Raw genomic sequence first — 24,303 nt, 5'->3', positions numbered from 1 at the left:
AGTAAGCAGTGTTTTAAGTTGCGGTTGAGATTAATTCGCTCAATTTGCTGACGTCGCGCAACTGGTAAATTAATTTATTTATGCTTGACTTAAATTACACATTTAAATGGTTTTTATCATGGAATTAAAAGAACAAACTGTATACATATTTGATAGTAGTGAAGAACAACGGGCTACTACTCAAAAGTGTATAGAATACTTATGGGCTGGCAGAATTTTCACTACTGGCAATCTCGCTAGTTTACAAAGTGAAGTTGTACAGGGCACCAGTGACGACACATTAGTTATCGCGGTAAGCGCGTTTACTGATGTTGATATGTCGAGTTGGTTGCTTGGCACAGGTTTTAAAGGTCGTTTAGTCTTACTGCTAAATGATGAAGATGCGGTGCCATTATTCTTACCTTGTGAACTCGTCGCACAAATTAATAAACCGGTAAAATTAAGTGATTTTAACCAAGTATTTAGTCAGCGTTCGGTGACTGAAAAAATTATCGATAAAGACAAACTGGCTTCACTTCTCTCACGACGCGATTGTATTAATCTCGATTTTCAGCCGGAATTTCGCAGCCAAAACGAAAAATTATCAGGGTTTGAGTGCCTTGTGCGTTTTCAAGAAAATGGGATTAAGCTCAGTACTCGCGAAGTAATGAACGCTATCGAAAATCATCAGATGATCGCGACCTTTAGCGAAGTATTCTTTAAGCGCATTGCCGAAGTATTGCCCGCGTTTAGCAGCGTACGTCTTTCGATTAATCTATCGCTTATCGATCTTGAACAGTATGACTTACTCAAAGTGATGAGCCAGCACCTAGATATTGCGGGAATTAATCCTGAACAAATCGTTTTTGAGTTTCCTTTGGACGCATTCTATAGCTCAAATACTAAGGTCATTGAATTATTAACTGGGCTTAAAGAACTGGGTTTTAGTTTAGCGATTGATGGCGATGATGATGTGCTTAGCAATATTGAAAAGTTGCCATTAGTGATTGATGAAGTAAAAGTACCGGTTGCGCAACTTCAGCATTTAGATAAACAGCAAATGGATAAGGTATCGCAAGCCTATCACTACCATTCAATTAATTACATATTTGCGCGCATTGAGAACTACCAGCAGCAGAAGCTCGTGCAAAACAATTTCTCATGTAGTTTTATGCAAGGATATTATTTAGCGCCACCGATCCCTGTAAACCAAGTTTTCGAGATGTTAAAAAATAATCGTATTTAATTTGCTCATTTTTAATTTTATTTTTTATGCATAACACTCATCACGATTGACTAATATTTTTCTAAATCCGTTAAAGATGAAAATATAATTCAATAAGTGTTGGTTTTTTGTATTTAAATTCTTTCTGAGTTGCCTTTGATATCGGTTTTTTGGATTTTTTATGCTTGTTTTGTTCTTTTGCTAATGGTTAAATTGCCTTAGTTAATGATGGAAACTAAATAAAAATGTCAAAAAACACGATTAGCCTACTTCTAAACAACCTCTTACTGCGTAATTGCAGAAGCGGGGCTTAGTGTATTTGACTGAAAAGTTTGCAAAAACCCCGCTAAATGCGGGGTTTTTTTATATTAGGGCAAAGGTGCAGGTATGAGCGATAAAATTTGGATATTTGATACGACGTTACGCGATGGTGAGCAAGCATTAAAAGCAAGCCTTACAGAGGACGATAAGCTTCAGCTGGCTCATGCAATTAGCCGACTAAACGTTGATGTTATGGAAGTTGGGTTTCCGGTTTCTAGTCCAGCTGATTTTAGAGCAGTAGAACTCATCGCCCGTGAAGTTAAAGGACCATCAATTTGTGGTTTAGCGCGTGCCGTTGAAAAAGACATTGAAGCATGCGGTTTAGCATTAAGACCAGCTGAAAAAAGTCGTATTCATACCTTTATCGCAACCAGTCCATTACATCTTGAGCATAAATTACGCATGAGTCTTGATGACGCAACAGCAATGGCGGTGCGTTCGATTAAGCAAGCGCGAAACTACACTGATGACGTAGAGTTTTCTTGTGAAGATGCAGGGCGTACACCGCATAGCGATTTATGCCGCATTGTTGAAGCTGCGATTAATGCAGGAGCGTCAACTATTAACTTGCCTGATACCGTTGGTTATGTAACGCCTGATGAATATGCCGCAATGATCACACATTTAATGAATAACGTGCCTAATATCGATAAAGCACGTTTAAGTGTGCATTGTCACAATGACTTAGGTTTAGCCGTTGCTAACTCAATTGCCGCAGTGCAAGCGGGCGCTCGTCAAATCGAGTGTACGGTTAATGGTATAGGTGAACGCGCGGGTAACTGCTCACTTGAAGAAGTGTCGATGATCTTAAAAATGCGTGAAGATCACCTTAAATTACATACCGATATTGTCAGCGAAGAAATTTATCGCGCATCACGACAAGTCAGTCAAATTTGCAATATGCCAGTGCAACCAAATAAAGCCATTGTTGGTGAAAATGCGTTTGCTCACAGTTCGGGCATTCACCAAGACGGCGTACTAAAGGCGCAAAACACTTACGAAATTATGGCGCCAGAAACAGTCGGTGTGCCAAACAACCAGTTAAATATGACTTCGCGTTCAGGTCGTCATGTTATCCAGCATCGTTTAAGCGAATTAGGGTATCAAGCTGAAGATTACGATATGGATGCGTTATACAAAAGCTTCTTAGCGTTAGCCGATCAGAAAGGCACGGTTTATGACTATGACCTTGAAGCGATGATTTATTTTAATAATCAATCGGATGAAAGCGATTTCTATCAATTGTCATTTGTTCATTCAACATCAAATTCTCAGTCAATTGCTAGCAGCAGTATTGGCATGACCATAGGCGGTAAAGAGGTGACTGAAGCTGCTACGGGTAACGGTCCGGTTGAGGCATCATTCAAAGCTATTAAACGTATGACTAATATGGATGTTGAAATAATTGAATATAATTTAGACGCAACAGGGCAGGGTGAGGGGTCGCTTGGTCAGGTTGATATTATTGCTAAGTTTGACGGTCGTCAGTATCACGGCGCAGGTTTAGCAGCAGATATAGTAGAAGCGTCGGTACGCGCTTTGGTTCGAGTTCACAATTTAATTTATCGGGCGCAGCAAGTGTCTGATCTAAAACTACAAAGGAAAGCAGTATGAGCAGCCAGTCAAATTACGACATCGCAGTATTAGCCGGTGACGGCATTGGACCAGAGGTGATGAGCGCCGCAATTGACGTATTAAATGCGGTTAGTGAAAAGTTTAACTTTTCATTGAGCTTAAATCATCACGCTATTGGTGGTGCAGCGATTGATCAATTTGGCAAGGCATTGCCAGATACTACGCTAGCTGCGTGCGAACAAGCTGATGCTATTTTGTTCGGTTCAGTTGGCGGTCCGAAATGGGAAGGCTTACCACCATCAGAGCAGCCTGAGCGTGCATCGTTATTGCCGCTTCGTAAACATTTTGGCTTGTTCTGCAACTTGCGCCCAGCACAATTATTACCTGCATTGAGTGCTGCATCGCCACTGCGTGCAGATATTAGTTCAAAAGGCTTTGATATTTTATGTGTACGTGAACTTACTGGTGGCATTTATTTTGGTGATAAAGGCCGTAGTGGAGAAGGTGCTGATGAATACGCATTCGATACGCAAACGTATTCACGTAAAGAAATCGAGCGCATTGCACGCTTTGCGTTTGAAGCCGCTAAGTTACGTGCAAATAAAGTTACTTCGGTTGATAAAGCAAATGTGCTGGCATCAAGCGTACTGTGGCGTGAAGTGGTAACCGAAGTAAGCAAAGATTATCCAGATGTGGCGCTTGATTATATTTATATCGATAACGCAACGATGCAGCTTGTAAAAGAACCAAGTCAGTTTGATGTATTGTTATGCGATAACTTATTTGGCGATATTTTATCGGATGAATGCGCAATGATCACAGGGTCGATGGGTTTATTGCCATCGGCAAGCTTAAATCAAACTGGTTTCGGCTTGTATGAACCTGCTGGTGGCTCTGCACCGGATATTGCTGGCAAAGGCATTGCTAACCCAATCGCACAAATTCTAAGTGCGGCCTTAATGCTGCGTTACTCACTTAAGCAAGATGAAGCCGCACGCACGATTGAAAAGGCTGTGGCAGAAGCTGTAGCTGCCGGAGTGGGAACACCCGATATTTTCCCTACCGCGGGTTACACCACGTTAGACGTTGCAAAAGAAATTATTGCGCGTATTTAATTTTAAATTTTAGGCCTGAATTTAACAGGCCTCCGTCACCGATAATAGCAAGGGGAATGACGTGGCTCAGACCTTATACGATAAAATTTGGCAGGCTCACAAAGTTACTGCCATTAATGAAGAAAGTGATTTACTTTACATTGATCGACACTTAGTACACGAAGTGACATCACCACAGGCTTTTGCTGGTTTACGCGAAGCAAACCGCAAAGTACGTTGTCCTGAAAAAACATTTGCGACCATGGATCACAATGTTTCAACTAAGAGCCGCTCTTTGGATGCAGCAAGTGAAGTGTCTAAAAATCAGCTGGTTGCTCTAAAAGAAAACTGTGAAGAGTTTGGCATTGTACTTTACGATCTTAATTCAATTAACCAAGGTATTGTGCATGTAATGGGGCCTGAACAAGGCATTACCTTACCGGGTACAACCATTGTATGTGGCGATAGCCATACTTCGACCCATGGTGCCTTTGGTGCGTTAGCGCATGGTATTGGTACTTCAGAAGTAGAGCATGTACTAGCAACACAAACATTACAGCAGAAAAAAGCCAAGAGTTTAAAAATCCAAATTGATGGCCAAATTAACCTTGGTGTTACCGCAAAAGACATTATTTTAGCGGTCATTGGTAGATTAGGTACCGCAGGTGGTACAGGTTATGTTGCAGAGTTTTGCGGTGAAGCAATCAGTGCGCTTTCAATGGAAGCGCGCATGACACTTTGTAATATGAGCATTGAAATGGGTGCTAAAGCAGGCTTAATTGCACCTGATCAAGCAACTTACGACTACTTAGAAGGGCGTCCGTTTGCACCAAAAGGCGATGATTGGCAGCAAGCAGTTGCGTATTGGCAAACCCTAAAGAGCGATGATGATGCCGTGTTTGATCACACCGTTGTATTGAATGCTGCGGATATTCAGCCACAGGTTACTTGGGGTACAAGTCCAGAGCAAGTGATTGGCATTGACCAATTAATCCCAGATCCAGATGCACAAAGTGACTTGATTAAAGCTGATGCAATTCGTCGTGCGCTGGCTTATATGGACTTAAAGCCGGGCCAAAAGATTTCAGAACTCTCGGTCGACACGGTATTCATTGGCAGTTGCACAAATAGTCGTATTGAAGATTTGCGCGCTGCAGCCTCGCTCGTTAAAGGTAAGCAAGTTGCGGTCGGCGTTGAAGCGTTAGTGGTACCAGGCTCAGGCTTAGTTAAAAAACAAGCAGAAGACGAAGGCCTTGCTGATATTTTCAAGCAAGCAGGCTTTGAATGGCGAGAGCCTGGATGTTCAATGTGCTTAGCTATGAATGATGATCGCTTAGGCGCGGGTAAACGCTGTGCGTCGACATCTAACCGTAATTTTGAAGGTCGCCAAGGCCGAGGTGGTCGCACTCACTTAGTCAGTCCAGCAATGGCAGCCGCCGCGGCTATTCATGGTCGATTTGTTGATATTCGAGGAGGTATCTAATGAGTAATTATCACATTGGCTTAATGGCACCACTTGATAAAAATAATGTCGATACAGACCAAATTATTCCGAAGCAATTTTTAACGTCAACAAGTCGTGATGGCTTTGATAAGGCGCTATTTTACGATTGGCGTTATTTAGATAATGGCGATGCGAACCCTGAGTTCATTTTAAATGAAGCGCGATATCAAGGCGCTAGCGTGTTACTCACACGCGATAACTTTGGATGCGGTTCATCGCGTGAGCACGCGCCATGGGCATTAAAGCAGTATGGTTTTACGGTAATCTTAGCTGAGAGCTTTGCCGATATCTTCTTTAATAATTGTGCTAATAATCAGATGCTTGCTATCGCATTACCGAGCGAAACACTGGATCATCTATTTCACGTAACAGAGCAAACTTCTCAAGTAAATGTTGAAATTGATTTGCAAAATCAAGTTATTAAAAGCGATCACTTTGATGATATTAAGTTTGATATTCGTCCCGATATTAAACAGCGCTTGTTATCAGGGTTAGATTTTATTGGTGTAACAGAAACACTAAACGATAAGATTGATGCCTTTGAACAACAACTTACAAGCCAAAGGGCTTGGCAATAACTGCCAGATGAAATTAGAATGAAAAAGGCTGTGTTTACAGCCTTTTTTTATACAGGAAAATAATTATGTTTGGCGAAACGAACTTACAACTACTGATAAAAAATATGCGACCGCTGTTACAGCCGCAAAGCTATGTATTTGTATCTGTATCAAATGTTGAAGCGTTTGATATGAATAAGGTATTTGCGCGCATCAACGAGCCAGAAGGGGTGACGTTAATTCTCACCAAACAACAAGCCGTTGAATGGCAGTTAGAATATGCTTCAGAGTTTTCGTTAATAACCCTGCAAATTCACTCAAGCCTTGACGCGGTAGGCTTAACGGCAGCATTTTCAAGTGCGTTAGCAGAGCATGGGATTAGCGCAAATGTGATTGCAGGCTTTTATCACGACCATATTTTAGTTGCCAAGCACGATGCAAACAAAGCTATCGATGTGCTTGAAACGTTAGCGCAGCAAGCAGGTTAATTATGGATTCGTTATTCCATTGGATTGATTTATTTGGCGTTGCCGTTTTTGCGATTTCTGGTGCGCTTGTCGCTTATAAAAAGAAACTAGATGGCTTTGGTGTAGTGGTTTTAGCATCCGCGACTGCAATAGGCGGTGGTACAACGCGCGATGTGATTTTAGATGTGCCGGTTTTTTGGTTAAAAGATCCCACATATTTGATTTCGATTTTTATCGCTAGTGCCATCACCATTGTATGGCTTAATCGTCAACGTGGCTTTCCACAGGTATTGCTTGAAATAGCTGACGCGTTAGGGTTGGCATTTTTTGTGGTGATGGGGGTGCAAAAAGCGTTAAGTTTAGGCATGCCAGACTTAACCGCAATTGTAATGGGCACAATCACCGGCTGTTTTGGTGGCATGATCCGTGACGTACTTGCGCGTACCACACCTATGGTTTTAAAAAGTGAGCTGTATGCAACTACCTGTATTTTTGGTGGTATTTTGTATACTCAAAGTTTGAACTTAGGCGTATCAACAAATATTGCCATGTTGGTGGGAATGCTAGGTACATTAAGCTTACGTATGGGCGCAATAAAGTGGGGCTGGAGCCTACACGTGTTTAAATACAATAAAGAAAAGTAAGCAGCTGAGCGTTAAATATACGCTACACTAAAAGAAAGAAATAAATTAAGGACAATGGAATGTCTTTTGCCTGTGTTTATTCTCGCGCACAAGTCGCGATGGATGCCCCGCTTGTTACCATTGAAATACATATCACCAGTGGCCTACCTAAATTTACCATAGTCGGTTTGCCTGAAGCATCGGTTAAAGAAGCTAAAGATCGTGTGCGCAGTGCAATTATCAACAGCCAATTTAAATTTCCGCAGGAACGCATTACTGTAAATTTAGCGCCTGCCGATTTACCGAAGGAAGGTGGCCGTTTCGATTTAGCCATAGCAGTTGGTATTTTGTTGGCTTCTAATCAATTGGGTCAGCTCGATTTGCGACAACTTGAATTTTTTGGCGAACTGTCTTTAAGTGGGGAAATTCGTCCGGTGTTGGGACTGCTATCGTCGTTAATCGCTAACGTTAATAGTGGCAAAACGGTTTATATTTCAGCATTCAACGCCAGTGAAGCGGCGTTGGTAACAAACTGTAATACCAAGCATGCCAGTAGTTTAAATCAGGTTTGCCAAGACTTAACGGGCCAGCAAGCGATTGAATTTACTTTAAATAGCCCACAAGCTGAAGCGTTAACTTCACGCTACACAATTGATATGGCAGAAGTAAAAGGTCAAGCTCAGGCCAAGCGCGCACTTGAAATCGCTGCAGCAGGAAAACACAACGTAATGTTTCTTGGTCCGCCTGGTACAGGAAAATCCATGTTGGCAGCACGAATGGCGACCATTATGCCGCCACTTACTGAATCTGAAGCGCTTGAAACCGCAACTGTATATTCAATTATCGGTAAAACTGTCAACAACAGTGAGTGGCAGGTAAGGCCGTTTCGTGCACCGCATCATACTTGCTCTGCGGTTGCTTTGGTTGGTGGTTCTTCTAATCCCAAGCCAGGTGAAATCAGCCTTGCCCATAATGGCGTGCTATTTTTAGATGAGCTTACTGAATTTGAACGCAAAGTATTAGACAGTTTGCGTGAACCATTAGAAACACGAAAAGTCACTATATCGCGCGCAGCAAGGCAGTCAGAGTTCCCAGCTAATTTTCAGCTTATTTGTGCGTTAAACCCCAGCCCCACAGGGTGTCATCGTGATAATCGCGCATCGCCAGAACAAATTCTTAAATACTTAAGTCGTGTCTCAGGGCCATTTCTTGATCGAATCGATTTGCAAGTAGAACTTCCTAAACTAAAAACCCACGAATTACAGTCAACACAACAAGGCGAAAGCTCAGAGATTATTCGTAATCGGGTTGTTGCCGCGCAACAGCGACAATACCAACGTCAGGGCAAGTTAAATGCATTACTTAGCAATAGCGAACTTGAGCAAGTCGTTACCCTCGATAATGAAAGCTTAGCGTTTATGGCACTTGTTACTGATAAGCTCGATTTATCGCCGCGGTCGTATCATCGTGTGCTAAAAGTAGCGCGCACCATTGCTGATTTAGCCGCTGAAAAAACGGTTGCGCTCACGCATATTAAAGAGGCGATTAGTTACCGTGCCTTCGAGCGACTATTAAATACGCTCACACGTGTATAAATACTGCAGCTTAGGCGTTTCCTCAGTTGCACCACTATTAACCAGCTGTTAACATGAAGTTTGGTGCAATTGACAGGAGTTGAAATGAAAAAGTTAGCGAGTGTAATAGCCGGCATTTTATTGGTGGGTCAAAGCTTTTCAGCAAGCGCAAATGCTGATCGCGCGATGGATCTCTATCTCAATCAAGACTACGCGCAAGCCTTTAAACTTTTTCAAAAAACAGCTCACCTCGGTCATGGTAAAAGCCAATTTAATTTGGGTGTTCAATACTTACGCGGACAGGGCGTACCGCAAGACCCCGTTTTAGCATACGCTTACTTAGCGGTAGCCATTGAAAATGGCTTTCTAACAGCAAGGCAAGCATTAAAAACAGTTGAACGCCGTTTAACCCCAGCGCAAACCAAAGCAGCAAAAGCTAAAGCAGATGAATTAATCGGTTTTTATGGTAAGGCTGGTAGCAAGAATATTCGTTATGCATTGCCATTTGGCCGTGCGTATAACCCGCCACCTAAACGCACTGAAAATCCAGAAGCTAAGTACCCAGGTAGTTTATTTAAAGAGGGCATTCCAGGTATGGCGCGATATCTATTTGATATCGACCGCAATGGTATTGTGCGAGATATGCAGTTGTTACAAAGCTATCCGACCGATGAATTTGCACAGAGTGTGCGTGAAAAACTTGAAAATTCACGTTACCAAATCTTAAAAGTGGGCGGTACATTACGAAAGTTTAGCCAAGCGCAGTTTAGCGGCATGTTTAAACGTACAGATATTCCAGAAGAAACGCGTAAAAAGCTAGCAAGCAAACACAAGCAGTTACTTGCTAAAGCAAAGCGTGGTAACAGCAAAGCGCAAGCAGAATTAGCTGATATGTTAGAGTTAATGAGCGACGACAACATGTTGAAGGTTGCTTATTTACCAGACGATACGGTTTCAAGTTCACAAGGTGAGGCGAATTTACTCGCGAGCAATGCCGATAACTTTTCTAATAACACTCAGCTAGAAGAAGATTTTTATAATTTTGCATACTTAGTATGGTTAGATAAGCAAGGTAATACGCTTCGCTTTGAGGCAACCGGTGATTATAAAGCACCGAAAGAGCTCGATGAACTGGCAGTTAAAACTATGAATAACTGGCACGTATTGGTAAGCGGCGATGAACAAGCTGAATATGGTCCATTTTTAGCTGAGTTTTTCTACAACAATGAAACGCGAAATAATACCTACTCAAACTACCTTAATCGCCAAAATGTAAAGCTTAAAAAGATTATTGCCAAACCGCGTGAAGAAATGCCGAGCTACTGGCGTTTAAAAGCAGCGCAAGGCGGTGATTTTGCGTCACTTATGTTGTTAGGCTCGGGTTGTAATTTGCGTATTTTAGGTACTGCAGCGGATCTCGGTCATACACCAGCACAAACCTTGGCTGCAAAATGTGTTTTACAAAAAACGAACGCAAACAAAGAGCAGCTTAATCAAGCAAAAGAGTGGCTAACCGCCGCTTCTGAGCAGGGTGATTATATTGCAATGCGTGAACTTGCCGGTGTTTATGCGCGCGACTCACATAATCAAGGTGAGCTAAATTACGCGATTGAATTAACCAAAAAAGTGGTTGATGAGAAAGATGACCCATGGGCATATGAATACATGGCAGCGGCCTATGCAAAATTAGGTCAATTTGAAGAAGCCATTGATATGCAAGAAAAAGCAGTTAAAGAGGCGTGGGACAAAGATTACTTTGTTGATGCAGCGAAAGCGCGATTAGCAGCTTACGAAAATTCAAAACTTGGCACTTGGTAAAAAGCTAACATTAATCAATTAAAAAAGGCCGCAAAAGCGGCCTTTTTTATGTTTATTCGCTAGTTAAGTAAATTGTTATCATTAACCTAGGGCAATCATATAGCCTTTGCCACGTACTGTAACAATACGTTTTTGTTCTTTTTCATCGCCGAGTTTTTTGCGTAGGCGACCAACTAATACATCAACGGTTCTGTCTGATGGGCTCCAGTCAGATTGACCGATTTCTTCCGATAGCTTTTCACGGCTAGTTGGTTTACCAGCATTACCTATTAATGAAATCAGTACTTTATGCTCTGCTTCAGTTAATCGTATTTCATCGCCACTGGCAATGATAAGCGTGCGATGTTCTGGGTGCACTTTGATATCTGAATATTCAATGTATTCGTCATTGGTTTGAAACAAGTTAAGACGCTTAGCAAGCGCTTTTAATCTTAGCTCTAGCTCAAGTAAATCAACTGGCTTACAAATGTAGTCATCTACACCTTGTGCTAACCCTAAAATGCGATCTTCTTGCGAATCGCGGCTTGAAAGTACAACCACACCGATATCGGAAACTAGATTTATCTCTTTAGCGAGCACTAGGCCGTCTACCTGCGGCAGTACAATATCAACAATCGCTAGTTTGATTTCGTGGTTAGAACGAATGATTTCAGCTGCATTTGCGCCGGTTTCGTCTACCACAAAACTAAAATCACTATTGCTAAAATGTGATTGAATGCGCCTTACTAGCAAGGAGTCATCTTCAACTAGAAGTACTTGTATTGTCATAATGCTCGTTAATGTGTTTTTCTGCCCGAAGCAATATTATCACCAATTTTGCACTGAATGAAAAATAGAAATGTTATGTCACAAAATGCATGTGTACAGAAATAATAACGGCCCATTGTGGGCCGTTATTATTTAGTAATACTTAAATCTTATTTTTGTGTATATAAGTCGTTCCACCACTGCGGTTGTTCTTTTAAATGTTTGTCGAAATATGCAAGCATGGTATTCCACCAATGGAAGCGTTTATCGCGCGCAAAAATCTGGTGGTCTGCGCCTTTATATTCAACTAATTCAACATCCTGACCTAGTAGCTTTAAGGCAGTGTACATAGTGTGGCTCTCGCCTACAGGGACATTAGTATCAGCATCACCATGGATCAGTAATAACGGTGTTTTTACCTTATCAGCGTTAAATACAGGGCTGTGCTCTGAATAAAGCTTAGCGTTATTCCAAGGAAAGCTGTTTTTAGAGGCTTCACCCGAATATAAATAACCCCACCAACCTTGGCCCCAGTAAGAGGTAATATTTGAAATACCCGCATGGGAAATCGACGCGCTAAACATATCTGTTTTGGTTGCCAATAACATAGTCATAAAGCCACCGTAAGAGGCACCTAAATTACCTACTTTAGTTTTATCAACAAAGCTGTATTTATTTAAGAATGCATTTGTACCTTTAATAATGTCATTGGCTGTGTATTCACCCCATGCATTTACGTGTTTAGCTGAGAAATCTTGGCCAAAGCCAGTTGCACCTGTAGGTTGTAATACGTAAACCACATAGCCATTTTCTGCCCATAAATTAAATGGGTAGCGGCCGGTAAATGCACGATTTACAGGAGAAGTACCGCCATAGTAGTAAACTAACGCAGGGTATTGCTTTTGTTTATCAAGGTTACTTGGTAGGTAAACGCGCCCCTTAATTTCAGTGCCTTGATCGTTAGTGAAATTAAATTCTTCCAAACTTGGTAATTGGGTATTAGCGTAGAATACTTTTTTGCTATTAAATAAGGTTTTTGACTTAGTATTAGAGAGTTTAGCTTTTAACTGCACTTGTTGTGGCAATTGTGCGCCAGTTCCGGCGAAAACAAGGGTCGGTGACTTCTCGTTAGACACACTAAAGCGTTCAATTACGTCCAGATTCGTTTTTACTTTATTAAAGCGTTTTTTACTTTCATCAAATACATATAGCTGGCGTTTGTCTTCTTCACCGACATTTAAAATTACATCGTCATTTTTTAGTACGCTAAATTGGCCAATGCTTGGATCAAATGTTTTTGATAACGCGGTGATGTTTTTACCATCGTAGCTTACTGAATACAGTTGCGTGTCGTAATTGTTACTAAGCTGAGAGTCAGCAACCGTTTTTCCTGCTTTTTCACCGAATTCAGGGCCAGCGGTAATGTATAAACCATCACTAGAATACTGCGCACTATTAAAAGTACGGTACTTTCCAACAGTGGTTTGGCTATTGTCTTTTAAGTTGTATTCCAGCAGTTCTGTTAGCATATGTGGCGGCGCAGCATAATCTGAAATAGAACGGCTTAATAACAACGTACCACGCTCGTTATCAAAATCTTGTAAGCTAACACTAAATTCGGCTGGGCTAACTTGACGCATTAAGCCTGAATTTACATCGTATAAGTAAACACTGGTTTTATTGCGTGCATACGACCAGCGATCTTCTAAACCATTATAATACTTAGTCAGCGATGTCGACTTTTCAGGGCGTTTAACCCAAGTAAAAATAAGCGTGTCGTTATCATAAAAATCGACATTGCTGATACCAGATAGATCTTCACTTAATGCGCTGGTGGTTAGCGTTTTAAGGTTTAGTTTATAAAGCACCTTACTGCTTGTGTATACAAGGTGAGTATTATCGTCTGACCAAGCAAAATTGCTGGCGTTAGCTGGTAATGAGTAAACAATCTCGTTGTCTTTTACCGACTTGATAACAGTCTCTCTAATTGCCTTATTGGCGTTTTTATCGTTATAGCTGCTCGTTTGCCAAATTAAGTGCTTACCGTTTGGTGAAATGCTTAGGTTACTAACGGTTTTGCTATCAAATAATTGTTTTGCGCTTAGTGTATTTGGCGCATCACTAGAAACACTGATTTTGCTCTCTTCAATTTCGCTAGTTAAATCTAAAGCTACTTTGCCCCAATCTTCAACACTTTCAGTAATAATGATTACTTGGTGTTGTCCTGTTGTTAGCGGTAGTTTATAAGCGTCGCCTTTTTTAGAGAGCAACTCGCCATTAAGATAAAAACTCGCCTCTTTAACACCATCTAACTTAAGTGTTGCAGGTGTAAAGCGCGTTGTTGTTAATGTGAACTTAAGTGCTTGTAAGCCAGGTTCAGTTAATGCATTTACCTTGCTTAAGTTTTGCCATTTTAGTGTATTACCAAAAAACGAAACTGACTTTTGGTCGGCTGTTAAGCTTTGCTTTAGGTTGGTTAAAATGGCGTTTTTACGGTTTGTTTCAAATGGCTTGAGTGCGTTTTGCGGCGCAATTGGGCCTAAGTAATTAATCTTGCTTGCATCAATTGCTTCAGCATGCGCTACAGGAGAAATAAAATAAGCGCCGAGCATTGCTGCTAAAAATGATTTTTTCATTGTGAGTCCTTATGAAAATGCGTGACGAAATCATAGCGAAAAAAAGTATGAATGTATGCTTGAACTCGTTGAGTTGCAGCCCAATTATGGTGAACAACGAAAACGATTGTTAATCGATTTTGTTACGGGCTTTAATTGTTATGGTTTATCGCTGTTTATAAATTAATACAATTAAAATGCGGTTGTTATACGCAGCACTGGTTTAATTGGGTAAACTAGTGACTGAAATTATTATTCGCCATGATTCGAGAGGTTACTGTGGCTTTGTTAATTACCTATATGCTGTTAGCTATAGGCATTTCGTTTGTATGTTCAATAATGGAAGCGGTATTACTAAGTATTACCCCAAGCTATGTCGCCAGTTTAAAAAAGCAAAAACCAAAACTTGCTGCGCGCATTAACTCATTAAAAGAAAAAGTAGATCAGCCGTTAGCGGCGATCCTAACTTTAAATACGGTTGCACACACAGCCGGTGCTGCAGGTGTAGGTGCACAAGCTGCCGCGGTATTTGGTGATGCGGCAATTGGTATTGCGTCTGCGGTAATGACACTACTGGTGTTAGTGCTGTCAGAAATTATTCCTAAAACGTTAGGTGCAAACTATTGGCGTCAGCTTACGCCAATTGTATCGTCGTCACTGGTAGTAATGGTTCGCTTATTAAAGCCGTTTATTTGGCTTTCAGATATAATTACCAAAATGCTCGGCAGCAAGCAAAGCGAAAGCCACTATATTCGTGCTGAAATTGAAGCTATGGCTGAAATGGGCAGCGAAGCAGGTGCACTTCATCAAGAAGAAAGCGAGCTTATTCGCAGTCTTTTAAAATTCCGCCATTTAAAGTTAGATACTTTATTAACTCCGCGCACAGTACTGTTTAAAGTACACAAAGACTTAACGGTAGATGAGTATCTTAAACAACACGGTAGCGTGGCATTTTCACGCGTACTCGTGTTTGACCAAGATTCTGACGACATCATTGGTTTTGTGCACAAAAATGATATTATGCTGGCGTATCATCGTTTAGGTGAAGACTACAAAATTGCCAAGCTAGTTAAGCCAATTTATACCGTGCCTGAAACCCTGCATGTTCACACTTTATTGCAAACATTGTTAGAAAAACGCATTCATATCAGCCTAATCGTAGATGAATACGGTGATGTACAAGGTATTGTTACGCTAGAAGACATGATTGAAAGCCTAATGGGTATGGAAATTGTGGATGAACGTGACCAAACCTTAAATATGCAATTAATGGCTAAAGAGAAGTGGCAGCAACGCGTTGATAATCACGAAAACTTGATTAAAAACGAAGAGCACTGTGTAGAGAGCAAATCTCCTGTAGTTGACAAAAAGTCGCTTAGCGATGAGTGTAACTAAGCTACAACATCATTTTGTTAACCTCGCTAAGCGTTTAAATGCTTGGCGAGGCATTATGGTGTTATTTGCCATTATGGGCGGTGCCTTGTTAGGTGTTTCGCTGCTACTAGACAATCCAAAAATGAACAACTACCAAGTGAGCTTTATTTTGCTACTTGGCTGGAGTTTGCTCGGTTACTTTTTTATCGCCAGCTTTAGTTTGTATGATGGGCATATTTCCGCCGATGCATCATGGCTCTCACGTGTTAAACATAAATTAGCTAAGATTTTTATTAGAATTCTTACTCTAATTTTTGTATTAATGGTCGCTGTTACCCTATATTTAACGTTTCGCTTAATAAGTGTTTTCGGTAGTTAAATTTTAAATTGAATGTAATATTTAATTTCTACGTTTAAATTGGATTTTTTAATCTAATTAGTCCTGCATTCGTGAAATATAAACCACAAAAAACCTGTTAAAACCGTCTAAGATCTCCGCGATTTATAATTCATCATCTGCGAGCGTGTTATGACGAAAGTAAACAACCAGAATCTGCTGCAATTGCGTTTTATTGAGCAAGCATTTATCGAGCAGCTAAAACCTTCTTTTGATAACTTACCGGCAAACCCATATGCCGACGGTGCATTTCGTTTACGCCGTTACTCTGTAATTAAACTTGTTGATGGCAAATTAAGCCTGCAACCAACTAAAGCATTTGTTCAAGATGACTCAATTAACCAATTCCAAGGCAACATTGAGCGTACTTACGAAAACCTAGAAGAATCGCTATTAGCGACTGACGGTATGACGCATTTAGTAGAGCAGTTTATTGAAATGTCAGGTATTGCTAGCGACACTGATATCGAAATTCATCAGTTCCGCATGTTAGCGATTGATGCAGATACACCACCTGCACCAGAAGGTGTTCACCAAGATGGTTTTGACCATGTTTGTGTTGCTGGGGTGTCACACAGCAATATTGAAGGTGGTGAGCTACTAGTTTACGAATCACGCGATGCAGAGCCATGTTTCAAAATGGAAATTAAAGACGGTATGTTTGCTATGGTGAACGACCGTCAGGTATGGCACAACGCAACACCAATGAACAAAATCGATAACGATAAAGTAGGCTACTTAGACTGCTTTGTATTAACAGCGTAGGAACTGATAATGCAATTAACTAAAATCCGTAAGCAGTTTCCTGCGTTAATGCAGGAAGTAGCAGGTAAATCACCGGTATTTTTAGATGGCCCTGGTGGCTCACAAGTACCGCAAAGTGTTTTAACTGCCATGTCAGCTTATTTAGGTCGTTACAATTCAAACTTAGGTGGCGCATTTTTCTCAAGCCACCAAACAGTCGACTTAGTAAATAAAGCACGCGAAAGTGCGGCAACATTGTTAAATGCACCAAGCAAAGAGCAAATTGTGTTTGGCCCGAATATGACCAGCCTTACCTTTAGCTTTAGCCGTGCCATTAGCCGCGATTGGCAAGCGGGTGACGAAATTATCGTAACTAATGCAGATCACTTCTCAAACGTATCTAGCTGGCAGCAAGCGGCAGACGATAAAGGCGTAAAAGTTCACGCATTAGAAGTGAATACCGCAGACTGTAGCCTTGATTTAGTGCAGTTAAAATCATTACTCAATGAAAACACTAAGCTTGTTGCCGTAACTTACGCATCAAATACCACAGGTACTATCAACGATATTAAAGCGATTGTTGATATGGCACACCAAGTAGGTGCGCTAGTGTATGTGGATGCTGTGCATTATGCGCCGCACATGCTGGTGGATGTACAAGCACTTGATTGTGACTTTTTAGCGTGTTCTGCGTATAAATTCTTTGGCCCACACTTAGGCATGGTTTACGGTAAACGTGAACACCTAGAAGGTTTTACGCCATATAAAGTAGAACCAGCGACTGATTTAATTCCAGGTCGTTGGGAAACGGGTACGCAAAGCTTTGAAGCTATGGCAGGCTTTATTCAAGCCGTTGAATACATAGCAAGTTTAAGCGAACTGGCTGAAAGCGAGCCACTGCGCACGCGTTTAGAAGTGGCTTTTGCTAATGCTAAACAGCATGAAGATGCGCTTTCTAAGTACTTCCTTGAACGTATCGCAAAGTATAAATCAGTGACCTTATACGGTATTTCTGATCTGTCTCGTTTAGCCGAGCGTACACCTACCTTTGCAATTACTATTGCGGGCGTAACGCCACGCCAAGTGTCTGAGCACTTAGGTAAAGAGCATATTTGTGTATGGGACGGTAACTTCTACGCCAAAGGCTTATGCCAACAGCTTAACGTGTTAGATAACGGCGGTGTGATTCGCATTGGTTGTATGCACTACAACACAATCGAAGAGCTAGAGCGCTTCTTTGATGTATTAGAGCCGCTACTTGCATAAGCTCGCAATAATACCAGTTTTATTAATTATTTGATCATTCTAGCGAGTTAAATGACCCATAAACTGCGTTTTAAAATTCTAAAGTAGAACAACTACATGTCTAATTTTAAGCCTTGTTTCTGAGCCATTTTTCTGTCGCAATAAATGACCTGCTAATTAATGCAACTGGTATAATCAAACGTGAAAAAGGGTAACTGAGTTACCCTTTTTTATTGGATAATACCAGCATCAACTAAACCTAACTGAGCCAACTTGAAGTTAACCAGCTTTAAATACAAAACCCGCAAAGGGCCAGATTATCGTCATGGCGAACAAGTGTCGTTTTTAGATATAAAACACACTTTTGGCATGGGGAATATTCGAGTGGGTAGCTGGGTAACGCGCGAAGAAAAAGACCTTGCCGCTAATTTAGTATTCGATGCATTGGCTGATTTAGCTTACATATTGGCATTGCCGCCACAAGCTATGGGGCTGCGTGGCAACTTAAATCTTGCCTTTGGTAGTGGCGGGCGAAAGGGCGTGCAAGCGCATTATGCGCCCCATTATCGCGAACTGGCACTGGCTAAAAACGCGGGAGCAGGGGCACTTGCTCATGAATTTTGGCATGCCTTTGACCATTACATCACCGATAAAGCTTTTGATATTAATGATGTTGGCCTCTTTCCAAAGCGCATTTTATTCGCCAGCGACTGCTGGCTGAAAAACAAAACACAAATTGCTCACCCGTTAAATGATCGCCTAATAAATATTTTTAGCGCCATGCTATTAAGCGACGACGGCCAAGATAAAAACGACTTTGTTGCCCGCAGTGTAAAAGCCGACTTAGCCTTATCGAGAAACTACTTTTCACTACCCACCGAAATGATGGCACGGGCTTTTGAAGCAGCAGTAGAGACTTGCCCTGATATTGAAAACAGCTATTTGGTTGCGGGCACAACAAACCCTGATGTATTGCCGGTGTTTCCTGACTTAACCCATCGGCAAAAAATTTATGAGGCGTTGTTAGCGTATTTTAAGCCGCTGGGTATGGCATTGAGTAAGTGAGTTGATCATTATTATTTGGTCGGGCTTTCAATCTTAACATTTGAGTTAATTGAAACTTGGTTTGACGTTGCTTTCGACAGCAGCCTTAGTATTTGTATTTAGCTGTGCCTCCCTGCATTTATCTTGCTCCATCCATGGCATCCTGGTTCATTTTGAGTATATTACAATTGTTAACATTTTTATGTTGATTTGTACTTTAATTAATTGAGTGTCTTGTGAAATATAAATACTATTCAGCCCTCAATTATTTTGATAATTCAAGGGAATAAGAATGAATAAAAATTGGATAATTTCTTTTCTGGTACTTTTGATAGTAACAGGTTGTAAAGTTACCCCTTCAAAACAGCCTCTTTTAGAGCCTATTGATAACAAACAAATAACCGTATTTTCAATAATTTCACAAGATGAACTAGAAGCTATTTATCCAGTGCAAAATACTGGAGCTGCAGGTGCTGCTTTTGGATTGGCTGGCGCTCTTGTCTCGGCCGCAATGGATTCTGCAGTAAATGCTGTCAATAAAGCTGAGGCTGAAGAGCAGTTAATAGCTCTTAGAGAGGAACTTAAAAATTTTGATTTCAATAAGTTATTTGAAGAAGAACTTAATATTAAATTAAAAGATAATATAAATATTAAAAGTATTAAAACGCTAAAATCTAATAGAAACCTAAATAATAAAGTAGCGAAAGGTGATTTATATTTTGTACTTAATACAAGCTATTTAATGCAAATGGATTTTAGAACACCGTTTATTTCAATCACAGCAGAATTAAAACAGCGCCCATACAAAGGAAAAAGTGCAAAAATACTCTATAAAAATACTTTCACATATTACGGAAAAACTTTACCGGACATAACTAAAACTCAAAAACAAATAAATGAAACAGTTGCTAAGGTTAAAGCTGAATGGCAAGCTTTATCAAAGACAGATCGTAATAACAATAAAGAAAAAGCGAAGTATAATAAGAAATTAAAGAAAGCTAGAAAAGCTAACTATTCATTTGAAGAAAAAAGAGAAAGAATTGCATCAGCATGGACTACAAAGCATAGCGGAGAAATGGAAACTAATTTAAGAAATGGTATTCAAGATCTTTTCACTATTATTGCTAATGACATAAAAGACTCTGAAGACCCAAAAGTATATGAAAACAAAAACTCTCGGCTGAAAGGTTATCCTGAAAATCATAAAGCTTTATTAATTAGTGAAGAAAACAATCGTCGTGTGATGCGTTTTACTCAAGGTTGGCGAAATGGGGCTATATGCTCTATGCCTTATGACCCAGTAAAAAATAACACAGTTTGCTTGTAGTGAAAAGAAAGTGAAATCTGAGTTAATTTACTTTTGGTTGCGGGCACAACCAACCCTGATGTAATGCCGGTGTAACCCATCGGCAAAGAATCTATGAGGCGTTGCTGGCGTATTTTAAGCCGCTAGGGATGGCATTGAGTAAGTGATTTGATCATTATTATTTGGTCGGGCCTTCAATCTTAGCATTTGAGTTAATTGAAACTTGGTTTGTCGCGCTGGCGACGGCAGCCAAAGGGAGACTAACGCCGGCCTCCCTTTGAAACCCCTTGGCGCCCTGAAATCAAACTGACTCCTCAAAGAATAAATCGAAATGAACGCAACCAGTATGCAATCGCCATCCATAGCTCAGGCATACTTTTGCCAGTATCCATACTGGCAATTGCTCTTAAATTTATTAATTTTGGGTTTGATTTAAGGGGAGGGGCGAAAGCGCATAACCAATCTTAAAGTAGTGATATGTAGTTGATTTGAAATTCACTAATATTGATTGTAGAGTTGAGCCGACTTCGTTTCGATTAAAAGGATTTAATATGAACCTATTCATAAAAGCATTTGCTCTTGTAACTTTAATAGCTTGCTTTCTTTATCTTCAAGAGCAGAATAAACCCCCATCTCACCTAATTGTTCTTGATGGTTGTAGTGACTCAGACACACCACATATCATCGTTAATCAAGGGCTATATGTCGAACGGCAAGAAGCATATGTTGCATGTTTGTTTGATAGAAATAGTTTTAAGATAGGCAAGTATGAAATCAACTCGTTGAGTAGTAATACAAATATAATTTATGCAGAATTTTTATCTTTTTTACCTAATAGCCACCCATTAAACATTAGACTTAATAAAATAGCGTCACAGATGTTTGACGTTGAATTATTATTAAAAGAGTATCTGTCTAAGGAAATTATTATTCCTCATGACTTTTTTATTGATTCAGCATGGACTGTAATGATGGATCCGATGTTTTCTCAGGGAAAAATATCGGATGCTTTTCAACCTGAACGTAAGGTGTTCGACATATTAAATATACTGGAAAGTTCGTGGAGGGATTTAGAGCATGATTTAGGTATAGAGGTAAATCATGCTAGTGTTAAGAGTAAACCTGAAGCACGGATTACCGCTTTTTTTCCTGACGGGACGCATGCAAGGTTTAAGCTCATTATAACTAAAGATATTTCTCTAAATAAATTTGGAACTGAGCTTGAGCTTATTTCTGCAAAAGATAAATCTGGCAGAACAATTCCAACAGCTTCACCGGTATTTTTCAATTTAATGCGCGGGAAGGTGATTAACGCAAATAATGTTGGAAATATGAATCGCTTTATTGAGTACATGGAATCAATAAATATTCCAGTTATACAGCCGACTACTCAAGTTGATTCAGGTGTAAACAGTTGCATGTTTGTTGAAGATAAAGATAATAAGAAGAGAACCTTACACTGTGAATAGCATAGATGCTTGAGAATCCTTTAGTTCTGAATTGAGTGTGCAGTGTTACACTCGTTTACTCATACCTGTTGTCGACTACGGCATCACTATATCAAAGTCATTCCTAGAAAATAAATTTAAATGAACGCGACTAGTGTTCATGCTGATAATTGCTCTTAAATTTATTTTTCGGGTTTGACGTTAAGGCGAAGCCAGTATGTAATTTAAAAGCCTAGACCTTCATTTTTATTTCAGTGCTAGTAACCTTACAGATTTTCGTTCATTTGGGAGGTATCCAAGCTCCTTGTAGTCTTAGTATTACTTTGTAATGCGTAAAGTAATTTATTGAGTTCGCTTTTTTGTAACCATTTTACTATTCCGAACGTTATTAGTAAAAAAAAGCTTAGATGACACTTATGAAGATAAAGGGATTTTCCTCTGATTTACCAGCCTATCTAATTGTTAACGCAAAGAACGGTGATAAAGCTGCGATGGAAAAAATTTATCGTAGTTATTGTGATGCTGCTTATCGATTGGCATTGGCAATTTGTCAAAATGAAGCAAGTGCACAAGATATTGTGCAAGAGGGATTTATACGTGCATTAAATAATTTAAACAAGTACCAAGAAAGGGAGTTATTTGGTGCCTGGCTTAAAAAATTTTTACCAACTTAACAATTGATTATTTGAGGAAAAAGAATCGTATTAACGAAGAGAAGTTCGATTGTGAATTATATAAGACAAACGAATTATCAAATTATCAATGGCTAAGTCAAATTGAAGAATTGAGTTATTACTTTGGACTGTTAAATACGAATCAAAGGTTAATAGTTTGGCTTCATATTGTTGAGGGTTATACGCATAAGGAAGTAGGTGAGTTACTCAATAAAAGTGACAGTTACTCAAAAGTGGTATTTCATCGTGCTATTGACGTAATTAAAACAAGGGTTAGCACACAAGCGGAGCTAGTTTCATGTCAATAAAGAATGCAGTGAATATTAAAAGTAAACAGTATATTGAAGAGTCTCGAAAATTGTTACTAAAAGACGTACCAAAATGTCCGGATCTTTGGGCGGATATAGAATGTAATTTAGCCAAGCCAACTCAGACAAAAACTACCTCATATTGGAGAAAATTGTCGCTCGCGATGGCGGCTTCATTTGCATGCTTAATCGTATTTCAACAAATGAATGTTATGAGGCAAAGTGCTCAAATAGAACTTTTGATACGAGAAAATCAGGAGTTGCAAGCACGTTTAACAGTTCAAAATATTAAGGTTGATGAGTTGCGTTATGCTAACTATTTACAGGAATTAAATCAGCTAGATATTGAGCTTCAAAAAATTTATCTAGTCGCATCTTCTGAAAAGGAAAAGTTGGTTTATTGGCAACAACGTCAACAGTTATTAAACAAAATGATAAATAGTAAAATTTAGGGAGAGTATTATGTACTTACGAAACTTTTTTTTGTGTTTTATGATCTTAGGTTTTTCTTCATTTGTAGTTGCTCAACAAGTAAATAGTGTCGGACTTATTATTGACCCTGAAATGGCAAGTGATGGCTTAAAAGTGTTGGCGGTAACACCTAATAGTGCAGCAGACAGGTTAGGCGTAAAGCCTGGCAACTATATCGCTGCAGTTAACGGCGTGACTGCGAATAGTGAGAATGCTAAAAAGGTAGCACTTTCTTTGTTAGAAAATAAAGATCGGGAAGTTATTTCGTTCCGCTTAGTTAGAGACAGTATTGAAATAGAAATGATTGCGGTATTGTTAAGTGAGACTAATCATTGTGGAGTTGTGTATGCTAAAAGTATTAAAAACAACCTGTCAGGGGAAGAGCTCTATGGCGTAAAAATCTCTAATATCAACGGAGAAGCAAGGTTAAGTAATAGTTATCGTTATAAACTAAAATCAGGATTCAATTATATGAAATTATCTGATTTAGTTTTTAGTGAAGTTGATGAATACAATAGAAAGTCTTATACCGCTAACCCAGTTAATGACGCAAAACTAAGAAAAGCGAGAAATAAGCGCCCAAGAAAAGACGTTGCTGTTTATTTACCCGCAGGTTATTCCTACTCATTTGCCGCAAAGCTCATACGAGACTTAAGCTCTAAACAAATACATTCTCGCTATTGGTACCCAACAATACATAAAATAGAGAAATTGGGTACTTGCTCGTAATTTAGACTAATTTGGTTACCCAAACGAGATTGGTTTTCTACCCGTTTTTTTATCTTTAGTTTTTGCGCTTTTAGTGGCTGGTTTTTTATCTGTTTTTTTCGCTTTTGCAGGCGACGGATTATTCGCCGGAGTCGCTGCTTTTGACGGTTCAGTTACTGGCTGATATTCAACTGCGTCATCTTGAACGTCGTCTTCAAATGACTCGCTTTCTTGGTAGTCACCCTCAGTGCTTTCGCCTGAAAGTTCGGCAACTTGGAACAGTTGGCCGTCGAATTCTACCGTGTCACCTGCGTATACTTTTTTGCGTTTTTGTAGGCAAATTTCACCATTAAGAGCAACATAGCCGTCGGCAATTAGCATTTTTGCTTGGCCGCCAGACTCAACAAGGTCGAGTAGCTTTAATAAGTTACATAATTCAATGGGTTGCTCTTCAAGTTCTACAACAAAAGCTTGTGACATGGATA

The 24,303-nt window shown here is 39.9% G+C and carries 22 protein-coding genes; 19 read left to right on the top strand and 3 right to left on the bottom strand.

What is annotated here, in order from left to right; translation table 11 throughout:
* Positions 1-118: 118 nt before the first annotated feature.
* The 9 genes from AC2IOM_RS02990 to AC2IOM_RS02950 all read left to right on the top strand — a co-directional run bounded on the left by AC2IOM_RS02990 (position 119) and on the right by AC2IOM_RS02950 (position 10,737).
* The gene (locus AC2IOM_RS02990; RefSeq protein WP_158683337.1) at positions 119-1,225 is read left to right on the top strand and encodes an EAL domain-containing protein; all 1,107 of its coding nucleotides are present in this window, start codon (positions 119-121) and stop codon (positions 1,223-1,225) included.
* 366 nt (positions 1,226-1,591) lie between these two features.
* Positions 1,592-3,139: a 2-isopropylmalate synthase gene (leuA, locus tag AC2IOM_RS02985; protein WP_486359091.1), complete on the top strand. Its 1,548-nt coding sequence runs from the start codon at positions 1,592-1,594 to the stop codon at positions 3,137-3,139.
* Complete coding sequence (leuB, locus tag AC2IOM_RS02980) at positions 3,136-4,215, top strand: 3-isopropylmalate dehydrogenase (RefSeq protein ID WP_486359090.1); 1,080 nt, start codon at positions 3,136-3,138, stop codon at positions 4,213-4,215. Before leuA ends, leuB begins: the two co-directional genes overlap by 4 nt.
* A 61-nt stretch (positions 4,216-4,276) precedes the next feature.
* Positions 4,277-5,677, top strand: coding sequence for a 3-isopropylmalate dehydratase large subunit (gene leuC / locus AC2IOM_RS02975; protein WP_486359089.1), 1,401 nt, complete (start codon positions 4,277-4,279; stop codon positions 5,675-5,677).
* Positions 5,677-6,276: a 3-isopropylmalate dehydratase small subunit gene (leuD, locus tag AC2IOM_RS02970; protein ID WP_486359088.1), complete on the top strand. Its 600-nt coding sequence runs from the start codon at positions 5,677-5,679 to the stop codon at positions 6,274-6,276. The genes leuC and leuD overlap by 1 nt, the downstream gene beginning before the upstream one ends.
* 65 nt (positions 6,277-6,341) lie before the next feature.
* A complete protein-coding gene (locus AC2IOM_RS02965; protein ID WP_100912492.1) occupies positions 6,342-6,743 on the top strand; it encodes an ACT domain-containing protein in 402 nt (133 codons plus the stop codon).
* Positions 6,744-6,745: 2 nt separating this feature from the next.
* Entirely contained in the window at positions 6,746-7,366 is a 621-nt protein-coding gene (locus tag AC2IOM_RS02960) for a trimeric intracellular cation channel family protein (protein WP_010561227.1), read from the top strand.
* A 59-nt stretch (positions 7,367-7,425) separates the two neighbouring features.
* The gene (locus AC2IOM_RS02955; protein ID WP_486359087.1) at positions 7,426-8,940 is read left to right on the top strand and encodes a YifB family Mg chelatase-like AAA ATPase; all 1,515 of its coding nucleotides are present in this window, start codon (positions 7,426-7,428) and stop codon (positions 8,938-8,940) included.
* Between the two features lie 84 nt (positions 8,941-9,024).
* The gene (locus AC2IOM_RS02950) at positions 9,025-10,737 is read left to right on the top strand and encodes a TonB family protein (protein WP_010561225.1); all 1,713 of its coding nucleotides are present in this window, start codon (positions 9,025-9,027) and stop codon (positions 10,735-10,737) included.
* A gap of 81 nt (positions 10,738-10,818) precedes the next feature.
* Here the strand turns inward: AC2IOM_RS02950 and AC2IOM_RS02945 are convergent, their stop codons facing one another.
* Positions 10,819-11,505 (bottom strand): response regulator transcription factor, encoded by a 687-nt coding sequence (locus AC2IOM_RS02945; RefSeq protein ID WP_010561224.1) that lies wholly within the window; start codon positions 11,503-11,505, stop codon positions 10,819-10,821.
* A 149-nt stretch (positions 11,506-11,654) separates the two neighbouring features.
* Complete coding sequence (locus AC2IOM_RS02940) at positions 11,655-14,120, bottom strand: alpha/beta hydrolase family protein (protein ID WP_486359086.1); 2,466 nt, start codon at positions 14,118-14,120, stop codon at positions 11,655-11,657.
* A 258-nt stretch (positions 14,121-14,378) separates the two neighbouring features.
* Between AC2IOM_RS02940 and AC2IOM_RS02935 the strand changes: the two genes are divergently transcribed.
* The 10 genes from AC2IOM_RS02935 to AC2IOM_RS02890 all read left to right on the top strand — a co-directional run bounded on the left by AC2IOM_RS02935 (position 14,379) and on the right by AC2IOM_RS02890 (position 23,839).
* On the top strand, positions 14,379-15,494 hold the full coding sequence (locus AC2IOM_RS02935) for a CNNM domain-containing protein (protein WP_486359085.1): 1,116 nt from the start codon (positions 14,379-14,381) through the stop codon (positions 15,492-15,494).
* On the top strand, positions 15,481-15,852 hold the full coding sequence (locus AC2IOM_RS02930) for a hypothetical protein (RefSeq protein WP_486359084.1): 372 nt from the start codon (positions 15,481-15,483) through the stop codon (positions 15,850-15,852). Before AC2IOM_RS02935 ends, AC2IOM_RS02930 begins: the two co-directional genes overlap by 14 nt.
* 150 nt (positions 15,853-16,002) lie before the next feature.
* A complete protein-coding gene (locus tag AC2IOM_RS02925; protein WP_486359083.1) occupies positions 16,003-16,635 on the top strand; it encodes a 2OG-Fe dioxygenase family protein in 633 nt (210 codons plus the stop codon).
* Positions 16,636-16,644: 9 nt separating this feature from the next.
* Entirely contained in the window at positions 16,645-17,880 is a 1,236-nt protein-coding gene (locus AC2IOM_RS02920) for a cysteine desulfurase-like protein (RefSeq protein ID WP_486359082.1), read from the top strand.
* Positions 17,881-18,132: 252 nt separating this feature from the next.
* Positions 18,133-18,924, top strand: coding sequence for a CLCA_X family protein (locus AC2IOM_RS02915; RefSeq protein WP_486359081.1), 792 nt, complete (start codon positions 18,133-18,135; stop codon positions 18,922-18,924).
* Between the two features lie 271 nt (positions 18,925-19,195).
* Positions 19,196-20,230: a hypothetical protein gene (locus AC2IOM_RS02910; protein ID WP_486359080.1), complete on the top strand. Its 1,035-nt coding sequence runs from the start codon at positions 19,196-19,198 to the stop codon at positions 20,228-20,230.
* A 530-nt stretch (positions 20,231-20,760) separates the two neighbouring features.
* Entirely contained in the window at positions 20,761-21,678 is a 918-nt protein-coding gene (locus AC2IOM_RS02905; protein WP_486359079.1) for a hypothetical protein, read from the top strand.
* 386 nt (positions 21,679-22,064) lie between these two features.
* On the top strand, positions 22,065-22,331 hold the full coding sequence (locus tag AC2IOM_RS02900) for an RNA polymerase sigma factor (RefSeq protein ID WP_486359078.1): 267 nt from the start codon (positions 22,065-22,067) through the stop codon (positions 22,329-22,331).
* Positions 22,332-22,629: 298 nt separating this feature from the next.
* Positions 22,630-23,091, top strand: coding sequence for a hypothetical protein (locus AC2IOM_RS02895; RefSeq protein WP_486359077.1), 462 nt, complete (start codon positions 22,630-22,632; stop codon positions 23,089-23,091).
* A gap of 10 nt (positions 23,092-23,101) precedes the next feature.
* Positions 23,102-23,839, top strand: coding sequence for a hypothetical protein (locus AC2IOM_RS02890; protein WP_486359076.1), 738 nt, complete (start codon positions 23,102-23,104; stop codon positions 23,837-23,839).
* Positions 23,840-23,854: 15 nt separating this feature from the next.
* On the opposite strand, the gene AC2IOM_RS02885 is transcribed toward AC2IOM_RS02890, so the two are convergent.
* Positions 23,855-24,298, bottom strand: coding sequence for an RNA-binding S4 domain-containing protein (locus AC2IOM_RS02885; RefSeq protein WP_486359075.1), 444 nt, complete (start codon positions 24,296-24,298; stop codon positions 23,855-23,857).
* Between the last annotated feature and the right edge of the window lie 5 nt (positions 24,299-24,303).

Source organism: Pseudoalteromonas sp. NS-SX12, assembly GCF_057367955.1.
The sequence above is the reverse complement of the archived record's forward strand: the minus strand, read 5'-3'. Positions and strand labels throughout refer to the sequence as shown.

What these genes read in the sequence shown, in the direction of transcription:
- AC2IOM_RS02965 (WP_100912492.1), top strand. Translation starts at nt 6,342, where the DNA reads ATGTTTGGCGAAACGAACTTACAACTACTGATAAAAAATATGCGACCG.
- AC2IOM_RS02885 (WP_486359075.1), bottom strand. Translation starts at nt 24,298, where the DNA reads ATGTCACAAGCTTTTGTTGTAGAACTTGAAGAGCAACCCATTGAATTA.
- AC2IOM_RS02945 (WP_010561224.1), bottom strand. Translation starts at nt 11,505, where the DNA reads ATGACAATACAAGTACTTCTAGTTGAAGATGACTCCTTGCTAGTAAGG.
- AC2IOM_RS02905 (WP_486359079.1), top strand. Translation starts at nt 20,761, where the DNA reads ATGAACCTATTCATAAAAGCATTTGCTCTTGTAACTTTAATAGCTTGC.
- AC2IOM_RS02895 (WP_486359077.1), top strand. Translation starts at nt 22,630, where the DNA reads ATGTCAATAAAGAATGCAGTGAATATTAAAAGTAAACAGTATATTGAA.
- AC2IOM_RS02940 (WP_486359086.1), bottom strand. Translation starts at nt 14,120, where the DNA reads ATGAAAAAATCATTTTTAGCAGCAATGCTCGGCGCTTATTTTATTTCT.
- AC2IOM_RS02910 (WP_486359080.1), top strand. Translation starts at nt 19,196, where the DNA reads ATGAATAAAAATTGGATAATTTCTTTTCTGGTACTTTTGATAGTAACA.
- AC2IOM_RS02925 (WP_486359083.1), top strand. Translation starts at nt 16,003, where the DNA reads ATGACGAAAGTAAACAACCAGAATCTGCTGCAATTGCGTTTTATTGAG.
- leuD (WP_486359088.1), top strand. Translation starts at nt 5,677, where the DNA reads ATGAGTAATTATCACATTGGCTTAATGGCACCACTTGATAAAAATAAT.
- AC2IOM_RS02930 (WP_486359084.1), top strand. Translation starts at nt 15,481, where the DNA reads ATGAGTGTAACTAAGCTACAACATCATTTTGTTAACCTCGCTAAGCGT.
- AC2IOM_RS02890 (WP_486359076.1), top strand. Translation starts at nt 23,102, where the DNA reads ATGTACTTACGAAACTTTTTTTTGTGTTTTATGATCTTAGGTTTTTCT.
- AC2IOM_RS02960 (WP_010561227.1), top strand. Translation starts at nt 6,746, where the DNA reads ATGGATTCGTTATTCCATTGGATTGATTTATTTGGCGTTGCCGTTTTT.
- AC2IOM_RS02900 (WP_486359078.1), top strand. Translation starts at nt 22,065, where the DNA reads ATGACACTTATGAAGATAAAGGGATTTTCCTCTGATTTACCAGCCTAT.
- AC2IOM_RS02950 (WP_010561225.1), top strand. Translation starts at nt 9,025, where the DNA reads ATGAAAAAGTTAGCGAGTGTAATAGCCGGCATTTTATTGGTGGGTCAA.
- leuB (WP_486359090.1), top strand. Translation starts at nt 3,136, where the DNA reads ATGAGCAGCCAGTCAAATTACGACATCGCAGTATTAGCCGGTGACGGC.
- AC2IOM_RS02920 (WP_486359082.1), top strand. Translation starts at nt 16,645, where the DNA reads ATGCAATTAACTAAAATCCGTAAGCAGTTTCCTGCGTTAATGCAGGAA.
- leuA (WP_486359091.1), top strand. Translation starts at nt 1,592, where the DNA reads ATGAGCGATAAAATTTGGATATTTGATACGACGTTACGCGATGGTGAG.
- AC2IOM_RS02990 (WP_158683337.1), top strand. Translation starts at nt 119, where the DNA reads ATGGAATTAAAAGAACAAACTGTATACATATTTGATAGTAGTGAAGAA.
- AC2IOM_RS02955 (WP_486359087.1), top strand. Translation starts at nt 7,426, where the DNA reads ATGTCTTTTGCCTGTGTTTATTCTCGCGCACAAGTCGCGATGGATGCC.